Genomic DNA, 19,282 nt, shown 5'->3' on the forward strand with positions numbered 1-19,282 from the left:
ACGCTAGGTCTTTTCGTCTATCCCTAGACAGTTTGACGCTCTAACATTCATGCGACCTTATGGTAACACCCCAAGTATGTTTTTGGTTAGTACTTGAAACGAACAATCGTTTCTCCCCACTTGCACCACCCTTTCGAAAAAGAGCAATTCTTCCTTATGGAAGAAGCCACCACTCAGATGAATCCGGCGTGTGCTACAAGCCCCGACAAGTCGAGTACACATGGATGGTTGACACACCCACTAAGCTATGCGCGAAGCAACAGCCTTACGTTTTTGCACTTCTAATAGAATCGGCGTTTTCACTTTAAGACTTTCATCCAATTCTACAACTTTTGATTTTTGCAATGTATTCAAAGCACCATTAATATCAGCGTGAATACATGTTCCTGATTGACTTCGATACAGACCACGCGTGATTCGTTTGCCACTAAAGCGATAATGGGTCCTATCACCCTTAGACCAAACTGGAACCGGATCTTTATCCAGAAAACTAGCTTTTGAAGTATAGCTTTCTTCTTGTTTTAAAAATTGGATGCCTTCTTTTATACATTTATTCTCAATTGCCGCAAGCAGTTTATGAAACGGGATTTGAACAAACTTTTGATTATTCTTTTTCCCCATATCAGATTTTTGTTTCCAACCAACGTTATATCCTACTACAACCGTATCTACGCTACATTCTTTCACTTTTTTGAACAACAAGCCTACAGTTTGTGAAATGTAACCATTTATTTGTCTTTCCCTTTTATGCCAAAGTGCAGCCATTTGATTCGTTACAACTCGTTTTGAAATTCCGTTTTCAATATTTTTCAGCCCTAGATTACGTATCATTTTGTTGAAGTATTGGTTAATGGATTTTAATTTTTTCCCATCAATTAAGAATGTATCACCTGTATTTGTCACGCAACTTAATAATCTGTCTACACCTAAATCGCAACTCAAAGCGTTACTCGTAGTCGTGGATTGTTTCTTCATTTGAGAAACGTACATTTCATATGTGTAATGCACCTCAAAGAACCGACCTTTTTGCTTCGGTACAATCTCAATGTAGGAGATTTTTTTATGTCTTACGTTTTTCGGCATACGTATTTTAATAGAACCGAATTTTTTTCTGAATGCAACACTCATTGGAATCGTCCAATACCCGTTCTCATCCACTTTTGGAACTTGATAGATTTCAATAATTCGTTTGTCAGTTGAAAGAGAATAATTAGGAAATTTAGGACGACCTGTGAATGTTTCAGGATTTTTCTTCCATTGTTCCAGTGCTTTAAAAAAGCTCTTCACTTCTGTAAATAAGGCTCTACGAATCGCTTGAACAGAGTTTGATTGAATGCCCCAGTAGTTCGTATCGGCTTGCATGGCAGTGTCCACTTCTTTTACAGTAGCCATTTTATTATGGTTCAAATAACTTTGTTTTATGGTATACAATCCAACATTTCGCAACGCTTTTGAACTATGTGACATGCGCTGAAGTAACCGAAATTCTTTAGCTGTGAGACAAGCTCGTCCGATATTCTGTTTTTGAGTGAATCGTTGCATGTTTTCTCTTTTCTTTTGTTTACGTAATACTTTCACCGCTTTCTTTTTAGCCATTGTTTTCACCACCTTTCTTAGAGAGTTCATTACTTTTGACACATTAATATTGGGGCCTTCATCGCAAATTCCTATTGGCTCAAGTAACAAAATGATTATAATTATTCAATTTCGTTGTCTTACGATCTATTCCCTCCTTATCTAAGGGCAGATTGTATCGTAAGACAAAAGAAACAAAAGAGTTCAGCCTACCTTCTGACGGCAATTCATCTCCACCTGAATTGTTGGGCTTCACCCGTAACACAAATCAGATGGAGTCTTATTGCCGAAAAGGAAAAAAAGATACCCATAGCAAGCGCTTAGGATATCTTTTTCACCAAATTATTTTACTAACTCTCCATTATAAGCTTTTATATCAAGAGGAGCAGTTAAAAACTCTTTTACTTTACTAACGAAAGATGTGAAGTGTTCACTCGTATTATGACTCGCAACTGCCTCTGCATCTTTCCATACTTCTACCATTGTATATACATTTTCTTTTTCTGTATCTTTATAAAGGTCATAAGATACATTTCCACTTTCTTCTCTTGAACTATGAATGAGCGGACGAATTTCTTCTAAAAATGATTGTTGTTTTGCTGGATCTACTTGAAATATTGCGTGAATAATAATCATGGTGTTTCCCCTCTCATATTCCACTTATTTCTTTGAAATTACTTCCATTCGGCAACTTTTTCAACTGGAAGACGTACTGATTGGTAACCACTGTCAGCAGCTTTTCCGATTGAAATTAACATAACTGGTACGTAGCGTTCTTTATCTAATCCGAATGCTTCTGCGATTTGGTCTTTTTCAAATCCACCAATTGGACAAGTATCATAACCGTGTGCACGAGCTGCTAGCATAAATTGCATTGCTACAAGACCACCATCAATTAGTACTGTGTCTTTCATTACTTCTGGTGTAACCATTGAGAAGTAACCTGAAAGTTTTTTCATTTGATCTTCTTTTACTTCTGCTGGCATTAAACCACGCTCTACTGCTGTACCGTAAATTTCTTCTGCGTTATCAAAGTTGTTTAAATCACCAAATAAAGCGATCATCGCTGAAGATGTTTCTACTTGTGATTGATTGAATTTCGCAAGTGGCGCAAGTGTTGCTTTCGCTTCGTCACTTTCAATCACTAAAAATCTCCATGGTTGCATGTTTACAGAAGATGGTGCAAGTGTTGCTTCTGTAAGAATTTCTGTCATTTCTTCTTTACTAATTTTCACTGAAGGATCGTACTTACGAATTGAACGGCGTCCTGTTAAAATTTCGTTAAAATCATTTGTTTTTACTGAGTTAGTCATAGTTGAATTCTCCCTTTTTTATAGTTCTTTTATATTTTCTTGAATGTGATTTAACATAGTTAAAAGATTATCGCGCTGTTCTTCACTTAACCCTTTAAATGCTGAAGCTGCAAAACGTTCTTTTTCCTCTTGAAATGCTTGAATTTTATTCCGTCCCTCTTCAGTTAGAGAAACTAATGTAATTCTATTATCGTCTGGATTTTTACGTCTTACTATCATTTCATTTGCCTCAAGCTGCTTTAAATGCCTCGTTATCGCAGCATTATCAATATTCACTTCTTGTTGAAGTGCTTTTTGGCTAATTTCACCTACTTCATATAATTGAAGTATAAGTTCTAGTCTAGATTGACTCATACCCGTACACCCTTCAAATTTCGAACTTACTTCTTTATTTAAAAAGTGTAATTTATATAAAATAATCGCTTCTTTAGAGCATGAACTTGTCAAACTATCCCTCCTTTACATACAAAGTAAAAAACGTTTGATGTATCAATAGTTGATATGTCAATTAATATAATCTATATCGATTTAGAATGCAAGCATTTTGTTTTCATTTTTATTTTTCCAAATTAAGGCGCTTTGTCGCGTTACAAATAATGTTAATTGCACTATAATAGTACTAATTTAAAGAACTGGAGAGTGATTGTAATGCGGCAATACACAAATAGAAATGAGGAATTAAAAATGGAAAATGAAATGAGGATATTCACATATGACAACAATAAATATAGGGATTGTCGCGCACGTAGACGCTGGCAAGACGAGTTTGACTGAGCGTATTCTTTATGAAACGAATGTGATTAAAGAAATTGGCCGAGTAGATAGTGGTAATACGCAAACTGACTCAATGGAATTAGAAAGACAACGCGGAATTACGATTAAAGCATCTGTCGTCTCTTTCTGTATCAATGACTTAAAAGTAAATGTCATTGATACACCTGGACACGCTGATTTTATCGCTGAAGTGGAGCGATCATTCCGTGTTCTAGACGGTGCAATTTTAGTTATTTCTGCCGTTGAAGGTGTGCAAGCACAAACAAAAATTTTAATGCGAACATTACAGAAACTAAACATACCGACTATTTTATTCGTTAATAAAATTGATCGTAGTGGTGCAAATACTGAAAAAGTTATGAAACAAATAAAAGAGGTTCTTTCAAATGAAGCATTTCCCTTCTATTCTGTCCTAAACGAAGGAACGAAAGAAGCCCGGATCATTGAATACAAATCATATGACGACTGTATGGAACTGTTAGTACCATATAATGAATCATTACTTGAATCATATGTAAATGACGAAATCGTACCGGATACATTATTAAGTGAAAAGCTCATTACACAAATAGAACAAGCAAATGTGTTCCCTATCTTTTTCGGATCAGCCATGACAGGTATAGGTGTAACTGAACTGCTCGAAAATATTTCATCATTATTTCCAGCTAATAAGCCTGCTGAAAATGAAACATTATCCGGTGTTGTGTTTAAAATTGAACGTGAACCTTCTGGTGAAAAGATTGCATATGTAAGAGTTTTTTCTGGTCGTTTACACGTTAGAAAATATGTTGATATACAGCGTGATGACGCTCTGGCACATAAAGAAAAGATTAAGAAAATATGCATGTTTCATAACGGAAATGCAGTTCAAGCTTCAATCGTTCCTAGCGGAGAATTTTGCAAAGTGTGGGGACTGAGTGATATTAAAATTGGTGATATTATCGGTGAACGAACGGATTATATAAAAGACATTCACTTTGCCGAACCACAAATAGAAGCTGCTATTGATGCAGTACTAAAAGAACGAATTCATGATCTATACGCTGCACTTATGGAGTTATGTGAAGAAGATCCGCTCATTAAAGTGTGGAAAGATGATGTTCATAATGAACTATATATTCGCCTTTTCGGTGAAGTACAAAAAGAAGTAATTGAAACAACTCTTTTTGAGAAATATAATTTGCAGGTGACTTTCTCAAATACGCGTGTCGTATGTATTGAGAAACCCATTGGCATAGGGAATAGCGTTGAAGTAATGGGCGAAAAAGCGAATCCATTTTACGCAACAATCGGCTTTAATATCGAACGTGGTGAACTTAATTCTGGCATAACATATAAGTTAGGTGTTGAACTGGGCTCACTTCCATTAGCATTTCATAAAGCGATTGAAGATACAGTGTTTCAAACGTTAAAACAAGGTTTATACGGCTGGGAAGTTACGGACATGATCGTCACGTTAACACATACAGGTTATGCTAGTCCTGTTACAACAGCGAGTGACTTTAGAAACTTAACACCACTCGTTTTAATGGATGCTTTAAAGCAAGCTAAGACATGTGTATATGAGCCAGTAAACGAGTTTGAATTGAATGTACCGGAGTACGCAATTAGTACCGCGATGTATAAGCTCGCTGCTATTCCAGCAACTTTTAGTGAGCCTATATTAAACACTAATTCTTACCAGTTAACAGGCTCATTACCTGTTGCAAAAACAGAGCATTTTAAGCGAATGCTTCATTCATTTACAGAAGGAGACGGTATATTTACAGTGAATCCCACTGGTTACACAAAACTGAAGGCTCCCTTCCCTACTCGAAAACGTGTTGATTATAATCCGCTGAATCGTAAGGATTATTTACTTCATGTGTTGAGGGCTTATTAAATAAAAAGAGGTGCAAATTGCACCTCTTTTTGCATGTATTAATTGGTTAGTTTGTCCTAACAACTTCTTTAAGTTTTCCTATTATTTTTGCTATTACTTCGATTGAATTCTCGGTTTCAAATTCTCCTACGTTCACAGAATGGTTAGCATTTTTAATAACCTCTATCTTAAATTTAGATTTCTCTAATTGCACCATTTGATTTGCATTATATTGATGATCTTTGTCTCCAATTACTAATAACCCTTTATGATGACTATGTAGGATTGAATCAAAAATAGAATCAATAGTTAGTAAAGGTGTAAGTAGTATCATTTTTGACTGTAAAAACTCTTCTCTCTTCATTAAATCATTTGCAATCGGAATTGTTCCCAGTGACTTCCCTAAAAATATCGTATGATTGTATTGCTCACCTTTTAATACTTCCTTCATTACAGGATTAATATCATCCATCATTACTTTCGTTATTTCTTCCATTGATTTATTCATTACCTGTTCGTCATAAGAATAATGAATATGTACTACATCTATTTTATTTTCGAGCATTAGCATCGTCGCATAATAAAATAACGGTTTATCGTAATTGTATCCTGAACCTGAGAACATAAAGCAAACCGTACTGGAACCTTTTTCGATATGTGTATATGGAATTACTTTGCTATCTACATGAATCTCTTTTTTAGTCCCCTTCATCCTTTTCCCCTCCGCATACATTTACTTTTGTAAAACGATATGTTCTGTATGAACGAATACATCCTTTACTTTCTCTATTATAAACGCTGGCTGTAAGTTATATATATCTAACTCTTCTACCGGCACCCACTTAAAGAAATACGTTCTACCTTCTTCTTCAAGAATATACTGGTCTGCCCCATTTGCAGGTAATTGTTTCAGCTCTACTTCATAGTAAAAACTAATTTCATGAAACTTTCGTTCAGAAAGTGTAAAGAAATTTTCTACCGACCATATTAATCTCTTCACCTCAATAGGAACTGCTAATTCTTCCGCAAGTTCTCGCTTTAACGCATCTTCACTATTTTCTAGCATTTTCACTCTTCCGCCTGGTACGTACCAAAAATCTTCACCGTCACCTTGCAATATAAGGATTTTATTACCTTGTTTACAAATTGCTCCGACTCGGTAATTAAAACATGTTTCCTCAACTTTAAACGTAAGATCCACACCCATTCCCCCTTACATATTTTTTAAATATCGAACATTACAAAACTAATATGTATGTGCTGTACAAATAAGATTACTAAATTTCTCTAGTTCGTTCAATAATTTTCGAACTTTCCAAAAACAATACACATCATTTGTCATCACAAGTATAAATACATATGTCACAATTACTGCGCACACTTCGGAAGCATTATGGGGGACGAATGCATCTCTATCAATATAGAAAACTGAAAAATCAAATAATTTTCAAGGAATCATTGTAAAGATAAAGTGAAACATCAATAAGTGATAAGTGGAGTTTTTATCTTTCCCCTGTTGTTTTTAAATATTGTTAAGACATTATTAAAAAACGCAAGGTCAACTTATGTGCTAATTAATTCTTTTTCTAGAAAAAGCGTCTTTTATTGCACTTGTTAATACATTTAGGAATAATAAAATAGCCATAGCTGCCGTTAATACGTTAAATTGCTTTGTTTTATAAGGAGCGAACCATTCCGTAAAGAACTCTGAATTAACGAGACGCTCCCCAACTCCTCCTTCCTTGAAGTTCGGTATCCACGAATTCATATCAAGGATGATAAAAATTAGTTGCATAACGAAAAATGCACCAAGAGTTTTCAGCCAATTTCGTATTCGAATAGGATGCTCTTTTTTTGATGTCATTTAAATGATCCTCCTTTTAGAACTTGCTATTAAAGAGCCTTGTTCTGATAGATACGAATAGATAATATCCATGAAACCCCATAGCACCCCACTGCTATGACAGCAAATATAAGAAATAATTTCAAGTCTGAAATCTCTTTTAAAAAGGTCAGTACACCATTAGCATATTTATTTAATAAATATGGAGTATTTCGCATTAAATATATAACTCCAATAGATAAAAATATAAAAACTGGTACAAGTGTTTTCACTTTAAATGCAACAAAAAATGGGATGTAAAATGCAGTAATCAGCATGACTGCCAAGAAGCCTAGAATGTAACTTTCTAAGGAAAGTTGAAATTCCATGCTGTCTAAAATGAAATATTTTCCAACCAAACAAAATGGGATGATTACTATTGTAAAAAATAAGGTTCCAACGTATTTTGAACTTATAATTTCCTTCCTAGTATACGGTAATGAGTTTACTAAAATATTATCATTATCTTTATCATCAGATTGATATGTGTTAATTACAAAAACGGCACTACAAATGATTATGACATATGCTACATCCATACCGGCCCACAAATAGGTAACTAGAAATAAAAGATAAGCAGGTAAAAAAGTTTTTTGTAAAATCAAATCCTTTTTAATTAAATTAAGCATCTTGACTCCCCCTTTTTCATGAAATACATAATATCCTCTAAACTTGGTTTTTCAATCACCACTTCTTTATTAAATAAAGTTTCGATAGAATTTACATTTTCAATCAATCCCTCGAAACCTGTATTTGCCTTACATACAGATATAAATTCACGCTCAGTATCACAATCTAACATATCTAGTGGTCCTTTGACCAAAATATAATCTTCTGCAATGGCATAAATATCTTTTGTAAAAATATGCTTCCCATTTTGAATAAATGTAATATAATCGGCAATGCGGTCTAAATCCGTTGTAATATGAGATGAGAAAAAGATAGTTTTCTCACCATCCTGCATAATATTTTGTAAAACATCCAATAATTCTCTCCTAAATACCGGATCGAGTCCGGAAGTAGGCTCATCCATAATAATTAGTTCAGCATGATGTGAAAGAGCAATTGCAAGAGAGGCTTTCATTTTCATTCCTTTGGAGAATGTTTTCATTTTTTTATTTAATGGTAATTCGAACAGATCTTTATAATATGTAAATTGGTTAAAATCCCATTTTTTATAAGCAGGCGCAATAATTTTAGTAATTTCCTTTAATGTGAGTTCATCATAAAACACATTATCGTCATAAACGAAACCAATTCTTTCTTTAATTCGCTTCGCATCAGTCGAATAGTTCATGCCAAATAAGGAGACATTTCCACTATCCGGGTTCAGTAGATTCATAATCAGTTTAATCGTTGTAGATTTACCTGATCCATTTCCCCCAATAAAACCCGTAACAAATCCTTTTTTTACTTCCATCGAAAAATTTTTAATTTGAAATCCTTTAAAAGATTTACTGACATTTTGAAGTTCTATTACATTTTCCAAGAGTTCTCCTCCTCGTATAAAATTGTAAGCATTTCTTTTAGATCATTTAAAGAAACATCCATTTGTTTAGCATTTTGAATCGCTTCACACAACTTTTCTTCAACTGTCTTTAATTTTTTTTCTTTCATAGTTTCAATGTTTTGTTCTGCTACAAAGGACCCCCTTCCGACAATTGAATAAATAAAACCGTCTTTTTCCAGTTCTTCATATGCTCTTTTCGTTGTAATAATACTTACTCTTAAATCTTTTGCTAACTGACGCATTGAAGGAAGAGCATCTCCTTGCTTTAAATCACCTAGTAAAATAAGTTTTTTTATTTGGACACCAATTTGTTCATAAATAGGTTCCTTTGAAGTGTTCGTAATAACGATTTGCATGCAAATACCTCTTTTTAAAAAATATTGTATATATACTTTATATACAATATATACTATCGCACATTTTAAATCAACAGAAAATTCCCAAAATACAGTCGTAAGTACAATCTAATAATAAATGTAATTCATACAACTTATTTATACGGAACTTCCTCGTATTTGCTCGATTTTGAGGTGGAGGTCTTACTGCTATCTAATGCGGTATAAAGACTACGTTGTGTTTTACGGAGAAATTGGCTCAGCTGGTAATGTGAAAGCAAAAGAGTTTGAAACAGAAGAACAATCTGAGGAAGTTGATATCAAGTTAGACTGGAATGAAGATGACGAAGAAAGATAAAAAAAGATGTTTCCTAAGTTATGGAACATGTATGGGGAAGAATCGATAGAGTCGTAGATTTGTTAATTGCCAAAAACGCCTTGTTTCTTTCGTAACAAGGCGTTTTTCATGATACTATGTTTAAATTTTTATCTTCCCACTTTCCCACCACTTCATAAACGTTTCTAACGAAGAAGCAACCCAAGTTCTACTATCATTTTCATGATTCCATACATATATATCCTCTCTTTGCACGATTCCATTCAAAATGGAATAACCAAACAAATCACCATTTCCGCCATCAGCAAAAAATAATAAACAATCAAAAGGCATATATAAATCCTTGAAATCAACTATATTTCTCATATTCATATTTTCAGTTTTAATTTTTGAAGTAGACCAAATAAAATCCCCGTATTCACCTTCTACACCGTTTGTTTCCTGTAATAATTGATACAAATCATTTGGAAATTCCAAATGTAAACATTTTTGTATATCAGTAAGTTCATCCTTTGTAGCTGGATTATTGAAACTTAAGTTTTGTGAGATACTGTGAATTGTGTTTTTCCACATCACCTTTTCTCCTCCTTATGTGCAATCAAGTATATTCAAAGGGCTCATCTAAATTTACTGATACCACTTTTCTAACAAATCTTTCTCCCTCTCTCCTGAAATACCTGCTTTTAATTCCCATTCCTCCACACTCTTCATCCACTCATACACATCTGTAACTGTATGTTCTAACCTTCTAAAAGTAAGTCCTTCTTTTATAGCTCTTTCAATATTAATAGAAAAACCACCTTTCCACGGCTTCGTCTCACCTTCCAATGAAAAAGTTTCTGGAAGCCATAAAGGCATCTCTGTCCAAGGCTGTACTTTATGTTCATTCATAAATGATTCATCTACCCAAACGAATGCAGCATCGCTATTCGTAACCTTTTTGCACATATTTAATAGCTTTTCCATCGTTAATTCATAATTTGGACCTGTTACATTGAATGTACCTGCTTTATTGTTTTCTGCCATGTTTAATCCCCAGTTTGCGACGTCTTTTATATCAACTATCTGCACTGAACGGTCTTTTCTTCCTGGAACTAACACTTTTCCTCCCTTTGCTACACGCCCAATCCAGTATGGAAGCCGATTTGTATAATCAAACATCCCTGAAAGAAGTCCTGCTCTTACGTGTAAAACACGCCCCGGCCAATACTTCTCTGCTTCTTTTTCACACAATACTTTCAGCGCACCGTAATACTCATAAGGAGAAACTTCACCATTCTCTACAGCCTTTATTTGATCACCTGTAGGTTCGGTTTGTAATATATAATCTTCTTTTATATGATGCGGAATCCAGTCTCTATATACGGAAAGACTGGAAATGAATATATAATGCTTTATATTATCGTGTAATGCTTCTCCAACATTTCTAATGTGATGCGGAGAAAACCCACACGTGTCGACTACCGCGTCCCATTTTCGATTTTCTAAACTTGAAACATCATCATTTCTGTCACCAATTAACTGCTCTACTTCAGGAAAAATTTCTTTATTCGTTCCGCGATTAAATAATGTAACTTCATGCCCTCTTTTTAATGCCTCTTCTACAAAAGCTCTTCCTAAAAATCGTGTACCACCTAAAATTAGAATCTTCATAGTTCTCCCCCATTCGTGATTGAAAATCCTTACTTGTGTTAAACGATTTTTTGCTGTGAAAAGTTACGGGGTTAGTCTAACTTTTTCTACAAGTTCAACATATGTAATTTCCATTTCATATATAATTAAAATATCGGATATTTGATTAATCACTTATACATGTAAGTAGGTGAACAATATGAATAGAAACATAGTTTATCATTCAACATTTTGTATGTATTGCCTCACATCACTTGTATATATCATCTTACTGAACATAGAAAATGGTCGTAATTATTTAGGGTTTACGATGGTCATTCCGCTTTTAGCTGCTATTTTATATCAGAAATTATATAAGAAACAAAAAATAGTTCATACATTTGGAATTTCACGACCAAAAATAAAAATACTAATTTTCTCCATTTTATCCCCCATACTTCTAGGACTATGTCTCCATTTTTATTTTTATATTTATAATATAAATTTCTTATTTCATCATTGGAATGAATTAGGAGTTCTCTTGCTCATCGGTCTTACAATTGCCGCTTTGTCTGCATTTTTAGAAGAAATCATATGGCGTGGAAATTTTCATTACCATTTACGAAAAAATTATTCATTAAAACAAACAGCAATCATTACTGCATCACTTTGGTCATTATGGCATTTACCAGTATCAATCTTTTATAAAAACTATGAATTATGGTTTGTAGGTATATTAAGCTATCTCTCGTTATTATTTATTTTATCTATAATTTTGACGTATACGAGAGAGTATAGCCATTCTGTGATAACATCTGCAATTTTACATGGTATGTTTAATGTATTTTATTTAACAGATGGAGTAGCAACAACATGGGGTATTAGCCTAATGGAATTAATTAAATTTATCTTGCTCGTAATTGTGTTTGGCATGATGTATCTAATACATCGAAAAGTTAAAAGTACCTAAACAAATTATAATGTACTTCAACACCTATTCAATAATCGTATAGGTGTTGAAGTTTTCTAATCTTAGTTGCTCAACTTGGTTAATATAACACTTTTTTTCTATCATGAAGAACAAAACAAGTTTAACCAAACCTTTTATTCTTGTTTTTATAAAAATAACCATATTAATCTTTTAATAAGGAAGTATGCACTCTTTAATTAACTTCCATCTATCCTCTGCATTTGGTATGACTCCAGAAGCAATCGCCACCACCAATTCCTTCTCTGGTACGCAGCAAATTACATTCCCACCATCGCCCATTGCACAGTATGAAAAGATTCCATCCTCTTCTCGTAACCACCATAAGTAACCATATTGATTTTGGTTCATTTCTGTCGATTCTTTTATCCATGATTTTGATAGTATTTGCTTTCCATTATGAATACCTTCACTCAAATACAGCTGTCCAAACTTAGTCATATCTTTAACTGTTAACGTTAGTCCCCAACCGCCTGTCGAAATACCATTTGGATCATGAACCCATCCCTTTACATCTTTTCCGAATAAGTCATCAAATCCAAATGCTTTCATATTGTAGTTTGGAATTTCTCTCATGCAGAGTGGCTGAAATAAGTGTTCATTCGCAAATTCACGCGCACTTTTTCCTGTTACACTCGTTATGATTGCTGATAGTAAATGAACTCCTGCAGATGAATATTTAAAACCCCCGACTTCTCCGCCTGCTCCTATCCTATTTAACGTATACTGTACCCAATCTCGTTGCGTACATAGCTCTTCTAACGGTTCCTGCCAGTCTACGAAAGGATGTGAAGCTGTCATCGTAAGAAGATGCCCTACTGTTATTTCAGATGAATGAACGTTATATTCCGGGAAAAATTCTATTACTTTTTGATCAACGCTTTTTATATACCTTTTATCTACACATATCCCAATTAACGCAGAAATAATCGTTTTTGTGACTGAGGCTATATGAAATGCATCATCTGGACTGTAACCATTATAATAGTTTTCAAAAACAACATTGCCTCTCTGTACTACTAACATCCCATTAACATTTTTATATTCTTCTTTTATAATCAGATCTAACTTTTCAGCAGTTTTCATTATTCATTCCCCTTTAACCCATGATTAAAAAGGTTCGATAGGTACATATATATCAACTATATGTTTATTTTCCGGGTGCTGCCTTGAGTCATTTTTATACATTTCAAAAGGATACGAATCTCTCGGTTTATATCCGCTGTTTGGAAGCCACTCACCGTATAAGAAATCCCATGCCCCTTTGTATTCATCTTGAAATATTTCAAAATGACCTACCGCATACTTTCCAGAAGGTATTACCATTATTCCAATGTCGCTTGTTTCTACTACGGACCCATCCGGAATTGTTATACATAAACTAGTTCTTAAATGATTGTCCTCAGTAAATTCATGATGATCGTGGTAAATGGTTAATACTTTCGTATCCTCAAATACATGATAGTTTCCCTCAGCTGCGTAATGAAATAATTTCTCTATCATTTTTGGAAAAGCTATCGTTAACTCTTCATATGTACCGATATGTCTTATATATGCGACGTGTATATCGTCCGCTGATACAATTTCAACATTTCCTCGAACCTTCTTACACTCATTGTATTGAGAAGTTCTGCTTACGTCTTTGCAATTCTTGCTATTGTCGTTTCGATATTGAGACGGACTTACTCCGTAATGACTTTTAAATGTTCGAGAGAAAACTGCTGAATCTGTAAAACCAAAATGGTAAGCGATATCCGTAATCGTCATATCTGCGCGATATGTAAGTAGATGTGTTGCTCTTTCTAATTTTAATCGGTTTACATACCGTGATAATGGCTCGTCTACTATACCTTTAAAAATACGATGAAAATGAAACTTTGAAAATCCTGCTACATCCGCTAGCTTTTCAATTGAAATTGGATCATCTATGTGTGATTCTATATAATCTTGCACTTTATAAATGCGTCGTAAGTACTCATTTCTACTTTGTTTACTCTCCATACTTTTATCTCCTCACAACAAAAAGGCTAACGTTAAGCTAGCCTACTTTTACACATTTTTCAAAAACAAAACTCTACTACCGCCGTTCCCATCATAATTTGTATGTACCGATACACCCTCTATCTCATCATCCCCGGCATCAATTCGAAAACCGATTTCTTGATGAAACTGTATCGACTTTTTATTAATTGGTGACGTAATTGCTTTTACAACTTTACGATTATTTGCACGAGCGGCATCAAAGAAATAAGAATACAATGTCGATGCGATTCCTCTTCTTCTATACTTCGGATTTACACCGATAAAATGAACGTATGCTTCATCTTTATATGTTTGCGAAAAGAATCCACATAAGAAACCTAACGTTTCGCCATCTTCTTCAATGATAAAACTCGTTTCTTGAAAGTGAACGAAAAACAGTTTTGGCAACATGTCAGCCATATCTCTTCCGCCCCACCAATCATTTAAAACAGAATGAATCTTTACATAATCTTCCCCTTGGATGTTTCTTACTCGCATATATTTCTCCCTCTCGCTCACTTCATTTTTTCATATATTTTAATGACTGTTTCTACTAAAAGGATGAATACCCAAATCCCGCAAAATACAAGAACAGACTGGAATATAGAACCTAACATAACAATACTTATTAAACCTAATTCTGAGCCTGAAATGGACATTTCATCAAATCCTATATTATGTATAAATGGACCGGTTGAAAAAGCCATTAAAATTGATCCTATTAAATAAATCACACTCATTATTTTTAATATTTTTATAGAAAGATACGAAGTTTGTTCTTGCTCCACTTGTGATAATTCGATTTCCCCGCTTTCAATTCCTTTTTGCAAACAGTCTTCACATAAAAATTCTTCCTTTATTTTTTTACCCCCATGTATTGTACCCGTTATTTCTTTACATCTTGAACATTTTCGATTTATCATGTTGTTACCACTCCAATCTATTAAGATTATACTTATATCATTCTTTACTTACCTTAATATTCCTTTTATGTATTTTATAGAGAAAGGTCGTTCTTTATGATTTCCAAACTCATGTTTGGCTCAAAAAAATCTACCGTTCATTATGTATTAAGACCTAGTTGTTATGCGATCATTTTCCATTCATTTTCTTCAAAGGTTGCCGTTATCCAAAAAGGTGACCGTTACTTTTTACCTGGTGGCGGTATCGAAGGTAATGAAACTAAAGAAGAATGTGTGCACCGTGAACTACTAGAGGAATTAGGATGGGCAATTGAAATTGATCAGTATATCGGTAATGCAGCTCGATATTTTTATGCTGAAAAGGAAGATACATATTACTTAAATGATGGGTTCTTTTATATTGCGAACTTGGTGCAGAAACAAACTGAAAACAGTGAGGAGGATCATGTTCTAAGGTGGATGTCTCCTTCACTTGCTGTAGAACTTCTCCTTCACGATCATCAAAGATGGGCTGTTGAACAAGCGCTTTTATTACGAAAACAAAAATGATCTCCTTCTATATGAAAGAGATCATTTTTACTGTTAACTTACTTTTTTCAAATTGAGAGCTGGCTTTTTCATTCCGCCTTTTTTTACAACATATAATCCGATGAAAATAATAAGTCCGCCAACGAGTTGCATCATATTAATCTGCTCTCCAATTGTTACTGCCGCAAAGATAACTGCGAATAATGGTACGAGATACATATAAACCATTACTTTCGTTGAGCCTATTCTACTAATACCAACATACCACATTGCTAGTCCGAAGATGGTCGCAAAGATGATTGAATATGCAAGCGACCCCCAGCTTGGCGCATCTACTGGCCACGTTAAAGTATTTACGTTGAATAAACAGTATATAACTAGCGGTACAATTCCAATTAAAGTAGACCATGATGTGACTCTCATTGCGGAGTATTTTGTAATAAGAGGTTGCGCTAAAATTGGATACCAACCCCACGCAATTGCTGCGACTAATCCAATTACATTTCCGAGCCACGCATATTCATAAGTAGCTCCTCCTGTATGTCCTGTTAATAGAACGAATGCTGCACCAATAAACGCTACTATTGAACCAATTTGTACTTTCATCGAAAAACGTTCTTGTTTGTGTAATACTGCTAATATCCCTGTAAATATAGGTGACATCGCAATTAATAATGAGGCATTCGTTGCGGAAGTATATTTCACAGATAGCATAAACATCGTTTGATACATCGCCGTACCAACGATACCGACTGCTACTAATCGTAACCAATCTTTTCTTTCAATACGTAATGAGCGTTCCATCATAAATGTAATAAGTAATAATACCGGTGATGCTACTAAAAATCGTAAACTATTAAATTGAATGGATGACATATATGCCACGCCATACTTTCCTATTGTATAATTTGCTCCCCATACTAATGCTACTGATACTAGGAGCCATTCCATTTGCCATCTTTTCATCCGAATCTCCCCTTCCATATTTAGCATAGTAAAATTGGCTGGATATAACACCGTCCAATTGGCTGTTTTTTTACCCAGCCAATTTGTTATACTGAATGTATATAAGAGATGCGGAGGTGTTTGTATGGAATGGAAGCTAGATAACGACAGTAAAATCCCAATTTATCAGCAAGTTGTTGACTTTATTGAAAAACGTATTACATACGGAGAACTTCCACCTGGTAGCTTCCTCCCTTCTGAACGGAAATTAGCTACGCAGTTAAATGTAAACCGTAGTACAGTAACGACTGCTTATAATGAACTACGCGCTATGGGAATTGTAGAAAGTACGACTGGTAAAGGTACACGTGTAAGTACACATATGTGGGGCGTCTCTCCAACATTAACGCCAAACTGGAGAAATTTCGTAGAAGGTGGTACGTTTTTACCAAACTTACCGTTACTTCGCCATATTCGTGCGGAAGTACAACAAAATGAGAACATCATTGATTTCGCAAACGGGGAGCTCGGTTGTAACCTCTATCCTCACGATCAACTACAAACGATTTTACGAGAACAACCGTTAACGCATTCATTAAGTTATGATCATCCGCAAGGGTATCTCCCGTTAAGACAAGCCGTCGTAAAATATATGAAGGAATATTTAAAAGTTGAAGCGACTGAACAATCCATTATGATTACATCCGGCGCACAGCAAGCACTTCACCTTATCGTTCAATGTTTATTAAATCCAGGTGATGCGGTCGCTTTCGAAAGTCCTTCACACTGTTATTCCTTACCGTTATTCCAATCAGCGGGTATTCGTATTTTCCCGTTACCTGTCGATGAAAACGGTATTAATCCAGACGATGTGCAAGAATTATATAGAAAGCATCGTATTAAAATGATCTTTTTAAATCCAAATTTCCAAAATCCTACGGGCACAATGCTGCATCCAAACCGTAGAAAAAAACTGTTATCACTTTGCGCAGATTTACGAATTGCGATTGTGGAAGATGATCCGTCCAGTTTACTTACGCTAGAAAAGAAACAACCTTGCCCTACTTTAAAATCAATTGATGAAAATGGAACAGTCATTTATGTACATTCCTTATCAAAAATGATTGCGCCAGGCTTACGAGTCGGCTGGCTTGTCGCCCCGCAGTCTGTAGTAGAAAGGTTATCCGACGCAAGGCACCAAATGGAATTAGGTATGAGCATTTTCCCGCAGTGGCTTATGCAGCAATTTTTCGAAACTGTACCATTTCAGTCTCATATCGTCCCGTTACGAAAACAATTAGCAGAAAAAAGAGACGTTATCGTTCGCGCCCTAAACGAGCAACTTCACGATAAAATCTCTTTTTCAAACCCGACCGGCGGTATATACATATGGGGAAAATTAAACGAACCGATAAACGAAAAACAACTCATTATGCAAAGTTTAAAACAAGAAATCGCATTTATGCCAGGTAGTATTTTCGGCGCGAAAGATGGTTATATTCGTTTATCTTATGGAAAAGTGAATATTGATCAAATTGAGGAAGGTATTTCTCGTTTACGTGAGGCTATTTTAATTTGTGGAAAATAAATTTACATAAAGCTTTCTCGTTTGACAAAAGAAAAATCTACCATTATCATCAAGTCGAACCTAGTTTCCCCGCTATTTGTGGGCAATAAAACTCCCACCTCAAAATTCAGCTGTAACAAAGAAGTTAGGTGGGAGATCAACTGCCCGTAAATGCCCGATTGGTTCAACTAATAATCAGTGGAGGATGAACTCCCCCACTGATTAAAGTTTCACTTTATAGGAGCGATAAAAATGAAAATTTACGTTGATGCAGATGCTTGTCCTGTAAAAGATGTGATTATTTTAGAGGCTACGAATGCAGCAATCCCTGTAACCCTCGTTACTAGCTTTTCTCATTACTCTAATGCTCAGCAACCAAAAGGTGTAGAAACGATTTATGTTGATTCTGGAGCAGATGCTGCGGATTACCGTATAATGCAGTTAGCAAAAAAAGAAGATTTAATCGTAACACAAGATTACGGTCTTGCTTCGCTCGCTTTAGCAAAAGGCTGTATCGTATTACACCATAAAGGCTATAAGTATACGAATGAAAACATTGACCAACTATTACAAACACGGTATTTAAGTGCAATGGTTCGAAAAAGCGGTAAGCGTACAAAGGGACCGAAACCATTTACAGCAGAAGATAAAGAGAAATTTAGAGCGCTCTTTAAAAGTATAATTGCACTATAAAAATGAACCTTCCATTTGTAGGGAAAGCTGTAAAAAAAGAAGAGAATATCAGGATGAACATTCTCTTCTTGAGGTTTACCCGTTTAAAATGAAGGTAAATTATCTAAGTTATTTTCTTTTATTCCATCCGCTTCACTACGTATAATATCTCTACCATACTTATGAAATACGTCCACATGAGCTAACTTCCCTGATTTCGCTTCACTAAGAGCAGTCATATAATCTAACTCTCTCCCGCTACTTGTTTTAAACGCTATTAAATCACCATCATCATTTTTACGAACGGCAACAATTTGTTCTGCTCCTGAATTGACTTCATGGTCTACTTCAAATTTAGCTTGCTCTTCTCCTTGATGTAAGTAATCATTATACACTTTTTCAAAGTCTTTATTGTCCATAACATTCACCTCCAACACAT

At 34.8% G+C, this 19,282-nt stretch carries 24 protein-coding genes; 6 read left to right on the forward strand and 18 right to left on the reverse strand.

Annotated features, from left to right (window positions below):
* Positions 1-240: 240 nt before the first annotated feature.
* From ACHZK0_RS14450 to ACHZK0_RS14465, 4 genes are all read right to left on the reverse strand, one after another.
* Complete coding sequence (locus ACHZK0_RS14450) at positions 241-1,596, reverse strand: RNA-guided endonuclease TnpB family protein (protein WP_395760534.1); 1,356 nt, start codon at positions 1,594-1,596, stop codon at positions 241-243.
* A gap of 321 nt (positions 1,597-1,917) precedes the next feature.
* Positions 1,918-2,211 carry a putative quinol monooxygenase gene (locus tag ACHZK0_RS14455; RefSeq protein WP_098870699.1) on the reverse strand — a complete coding sequence of 98 codons (294 nt, stop codon included), beginning with the start codon at positions 2,209-2,211 and terminating at the stop codon, positions 1,918-1,920.
* Between the two features lie 38 nt (positions 2,212-2,249).
* Positions 2,250-2,888: a nitroreductase family protein gene (locus ACHZK0_RS14460; RefSeq protein WP_242251823.1), complete on the reverse strand. Its 639-nt coding sequence runs from the start codon at positions 2,886-2,888 to the stop codon at positions 2,250-2,252.
* A gap of 18 nt (positions 2,889-2,906) precedes the next feature.
* Positions 2,907-3,335 (reverse strand): MarR family winged helix-turn-helix transcriptional regulator, encoded by a 429-nt coding sequence (locus ACHZK0_RS14465; protein ID WP_100910167.1) that lies wholly within the window; start codon positions 3,333-3,335, stop codon positions 2,907-2,909.
* 265 nt (positions 3,336-3,600) lie between these two features.
* Here ACHZK0_RS14465 and ACHZK0_RS14470 point away from each other — a divergent pair, with 265 nt between their 5' ends.
* Complete coding sequence (locus tag ACHZK0_RS14470; RefSeq protein ID WP_395760535.1) at positions 3,601-5,544, forward strand: GTP-binding protein; 1,944 nt, start codon at positions 3,601-3,603, stop codon at positions 5,542-5,544.
* Positions 5,545-5,590: 46 nt separating this feature from the next.
* Here ACHZK0_RS14470 and ACHZK0_RS14475 read toward each other — a convergent pair whose 3' ends face one another.
* The 6 genes from ACHZK0_RS14475 to ACHZK0_RS14500 form a co-directional block, all read right to left on the reverse strand.
* Positions 5,591-6,235 (reverse strand): alpha/beta hydrolase, encoded by a 645-nt coding sequence (locus ACHZK0_RS14475; protein ID WP_270343890.1) that lies wholly within the window; start codon positions 6,233-6,235, stop codon positions 5,591-5,593.
* A 21-nt stretch (positions 6,236-6,256) separates the two neighbouring features.
* Entirely contained in the window at positions 6,257-6,724 is a 468-nt protein-coding gene (locus ACHZK0_RS14480) for an NUDIX hydrolase (RefSeq protein ID WP_395760536.1), read from the reverse strand.
* A gap of 369 nt (positions 6,725-7,093) precedes the next feature.
* Positions 7,094-7,387 carry a YfzA family protein gene (locus ACHZK0_RS14485; protein ID WP_262742497.1) on the reverse strand — a complete coding sequence of 98 codons (294 nt, stop codon included), beginning with the start codon at positions 7,385-7,387 and terminating at the stop codon, positions 7,094-7,096.
* A 29-nt stretch (positions 7,388-7,416) separates the two neighbouring features.
* Entirely contained in the window at positions 7,417-8,034 is a 618-nt protein-coding gene (locus tag ACHZK0_RS14490; protein WP_395760537.1) for an ABC-2 transporter permease, read from the reverse strand.
* Positions 8,022-8,894, reverse strand: coding sequence for an ABC transporter ATP-binding protein (locus tag ACHZK0_RS14495; protein ID WP_262742498.1), 873 nt, complete (start codon positions 8,892-8,894; stop codon positions 8,022-8,024). Before ACHZK0_RS14495 ends, ACHZK0_RS14490 begins: the two co-directional genes overlap by 13 nt.
* On the reverse strand, positions 8,882-9,271 hold the full coding sequence (locus ACHZK0_RS14500; RefSeq protein WP_088029875.1) for a GntR family transcriptional regulator: 390 nt from the start codon (positions 9,269-9,271) through the stop codon (positions 8,882-8,884). Before ACHZK0_RS14500 ends, ACHZK0_RS14495 begins: the two co-directional genes overlap by 13 nt.
* A 196-nt stretch (positions 9,272-9,467) precedes the next feature.
* Between ACHZK0_RS14500 and ACHZK0_RS14505 the strand changes: the two genes are divergently transcribed.
* The gene (locus ACHZK0_RS14505; RefSeq protein ID WP_204335682.1) at positions 9,468-9,608 is read left to right on the forward strand and encodes a hypothetical protein; all 141 of its coding nucleotides are present in this window, start codon (positions 9,468-9,470) and stop codon (positions 9,606-9,608) included.
* Between the two features lie 120 nt (positions 9,609-9,728).
* On the opposite strand, the gene ACHZK0_RS14510 is transcribed toward ACHZK0_RS14505, so the two are convergent.
* On the reverse strand, positions 9,729-10,160 hold the full coding sequence (locus ACHZK0_RS14510) for an SMI1/KNR4 family protein (protein WP_262742533.1): 432 nt from the start codon (positions 10,158-10,160) through the stop codon (positions 9,729-9,731).
* Positions 10,161-10,214: 54 nt separating this feature from the next.
* Complete coding sequence (locus ACHZK0_RS14515) at positions 10,215-11,240, reverse strand: SDR family oxidoreductase (protein ID WP_395760538.1); 1,026 nt, start codon at positions 11,238-11,240, stop codon at positions 10,215-10,217.
* 289 nt (positions 11,241-11,529) lie between these two features.
* On the opposite strand from ACHZK0_RS14515, the gene ACHZK0_RS14520 reads away from it, so the two are divergent.
* The gene (locus ACHZK0_RS14520) at positions 11,530-12,168 is read left to right on the forward strand and encodes a CPBP family intramembrane glutamic endopeptidase (RefSeq protein ID WP_395761719.1); all 639 of its coding nucleotides are present in this window, start codon (positions 11,530-11,532) and stop codon (positions 12,166-12,168) included.
* Between the two features lie 171 nt (positions 12,169-12,339).
* Here the strand turns inward: ACHZK0_RS14520 and ACHZK0_RS14525 are convergent, their stop codons facing one another.
* From ACHZK0_RS14525 to ACHZK0_RS14540, 4 genes are read right to left on the reverse strand one after another with little or no spacing between them, the layout of a single operon-like run.
* Entirely contained in the window at positions 12,340-13,272 is a 933-nt protein-coding gene (locus ACHZK0_RS14525; protein WP_262742504.1) for a serine hydrolase domain-containing protein, read from the reverse strand.
* 24 nt (positions 13,273-13,296) lie between these two features.
* Positions 13,297-14,187, reverse strand: coding sequence for an AraC family transcriptional regulator (locus ACHZK0_RS14530; RefSeq protein ID WP_270607184.1), 891 nt, complete (start codon positions 14,185-14,187; stop codon positions 13,297-13,299).
* A 48-nt stretch (positions 14,188-14,235) separates the two neighbouring features.
* On the reverse strand, positions 14,236-14,706 hold the full coding sequence (locus ACHZK0_RS14535) for a GNAT family N-acetyltransferase (RefSeq protein ID WP_262742507.1): 471 nt from the start codon (positions 14,704-14,706) through the stop codon (positions 14,236-14,238).
* 17 nt (positions 14,707-14,723) lie between these two features.
* Positions 14,724-15,131 carry a DUF3980 domain-containing protein gene (locus tag ACHZK0_RS14540; protein WP_262742508.1) on the reverse strand — a complete coding sequence of 136 codons (408 nt, stop codon included), beginning with the start codon at positions 15,129-15,131 and terminating at the stop codon, positions 14,724-14,726.
* Between the two features lie 96 nt (positions 15,132-15,227).
* On the opposite strand from ACHZK0_RS14540, the gene ACHZK0_RS14545 reads away from it, so the two are divergent.
* Positions 15,228-15,680 (forward strand): NUDIX hydrolase, encoded by a 453-nt coding sequence (locus ACHZK0_RS14545; RefSeq protein ID WP_395760539.1) that lies wholly within the window; start codon positions 15,228-15,230, stop codon positions 15,678-15,680.
* A gap of 33 nt (positions 15,681-15,713) precedes the next feature.
* On the opposite strand, the gene ACHZK0_RS14550 is transcribed toward ACHZK0_RS14545, so the two are convergent.
* Entirely contained in the window at positions 15,714-16,625 is a 912-nt protein-coding gene (locus ACHZK0_RS14550; RefSeq protein ID WP_262742511.1) for a DMT family transporter, read from the reverse strand.
* A 124-nt stretch (positions 16,626-16,749) separates the two neighbouring features.
* Here ACHZK0_RS14550 and ACHZK0_RS14555 point away from each other — a divergent pair, with 124 nt between their 5' ends.
* On the forward strand, positions 16,750-18,192 hold the full coding sequence (locus ACHZK0_RS14555; RefSeq protein WP_395760540.1) for a PLP-dependent aminotransferase family protein: 1,443 nt from the start codon (positions 16,750-16,752) through the stop codon (positions 18,190-18,192).
* A 231-nt stretch (positions 18,193-18,423) separates the two neighbouring features.
* Positions 18,424-18,864, forward strand: coding sequence for a YaiI/YqxD family protein (locus ACHZK0_RS14560; protein ID WP_395760541.1), 441 nt, complete (start codon positions 18,424-18,426; stop codon positions 18,862-18,864).
* A gap of 83 nt (positions 18,865-18,947) precedes the next feature.
* On the opposite strand, the gene ACHZK0_RS14565 is transcribed toward ACHZK0_RS14560, so the two are convergent.
* Positions 18,948-19,262 (reverse strand): DUF3892 domain-containing protein, encoded by a 315-nt coding sequence (locus tag ACHZK0_RS14565; RefSeq protein WP_262742517.1) that lies wholly within the window; start codon positions 19,260-19,262, stop codon positions 18,948-18,950.
* Positions 19,263-19,282: the final 20 nt, after the last annotated feature.

The sequence above is a fragment of the Bacillus sp. 3G2 genome (assembly GCF_044324725.1).
GTDB classification, from domain to species: Bacteria; Bacillota; Bacilli; order Bacillales; family Bacillaceae_G; genus Bacillus_A; species Bacillus_A mobilis.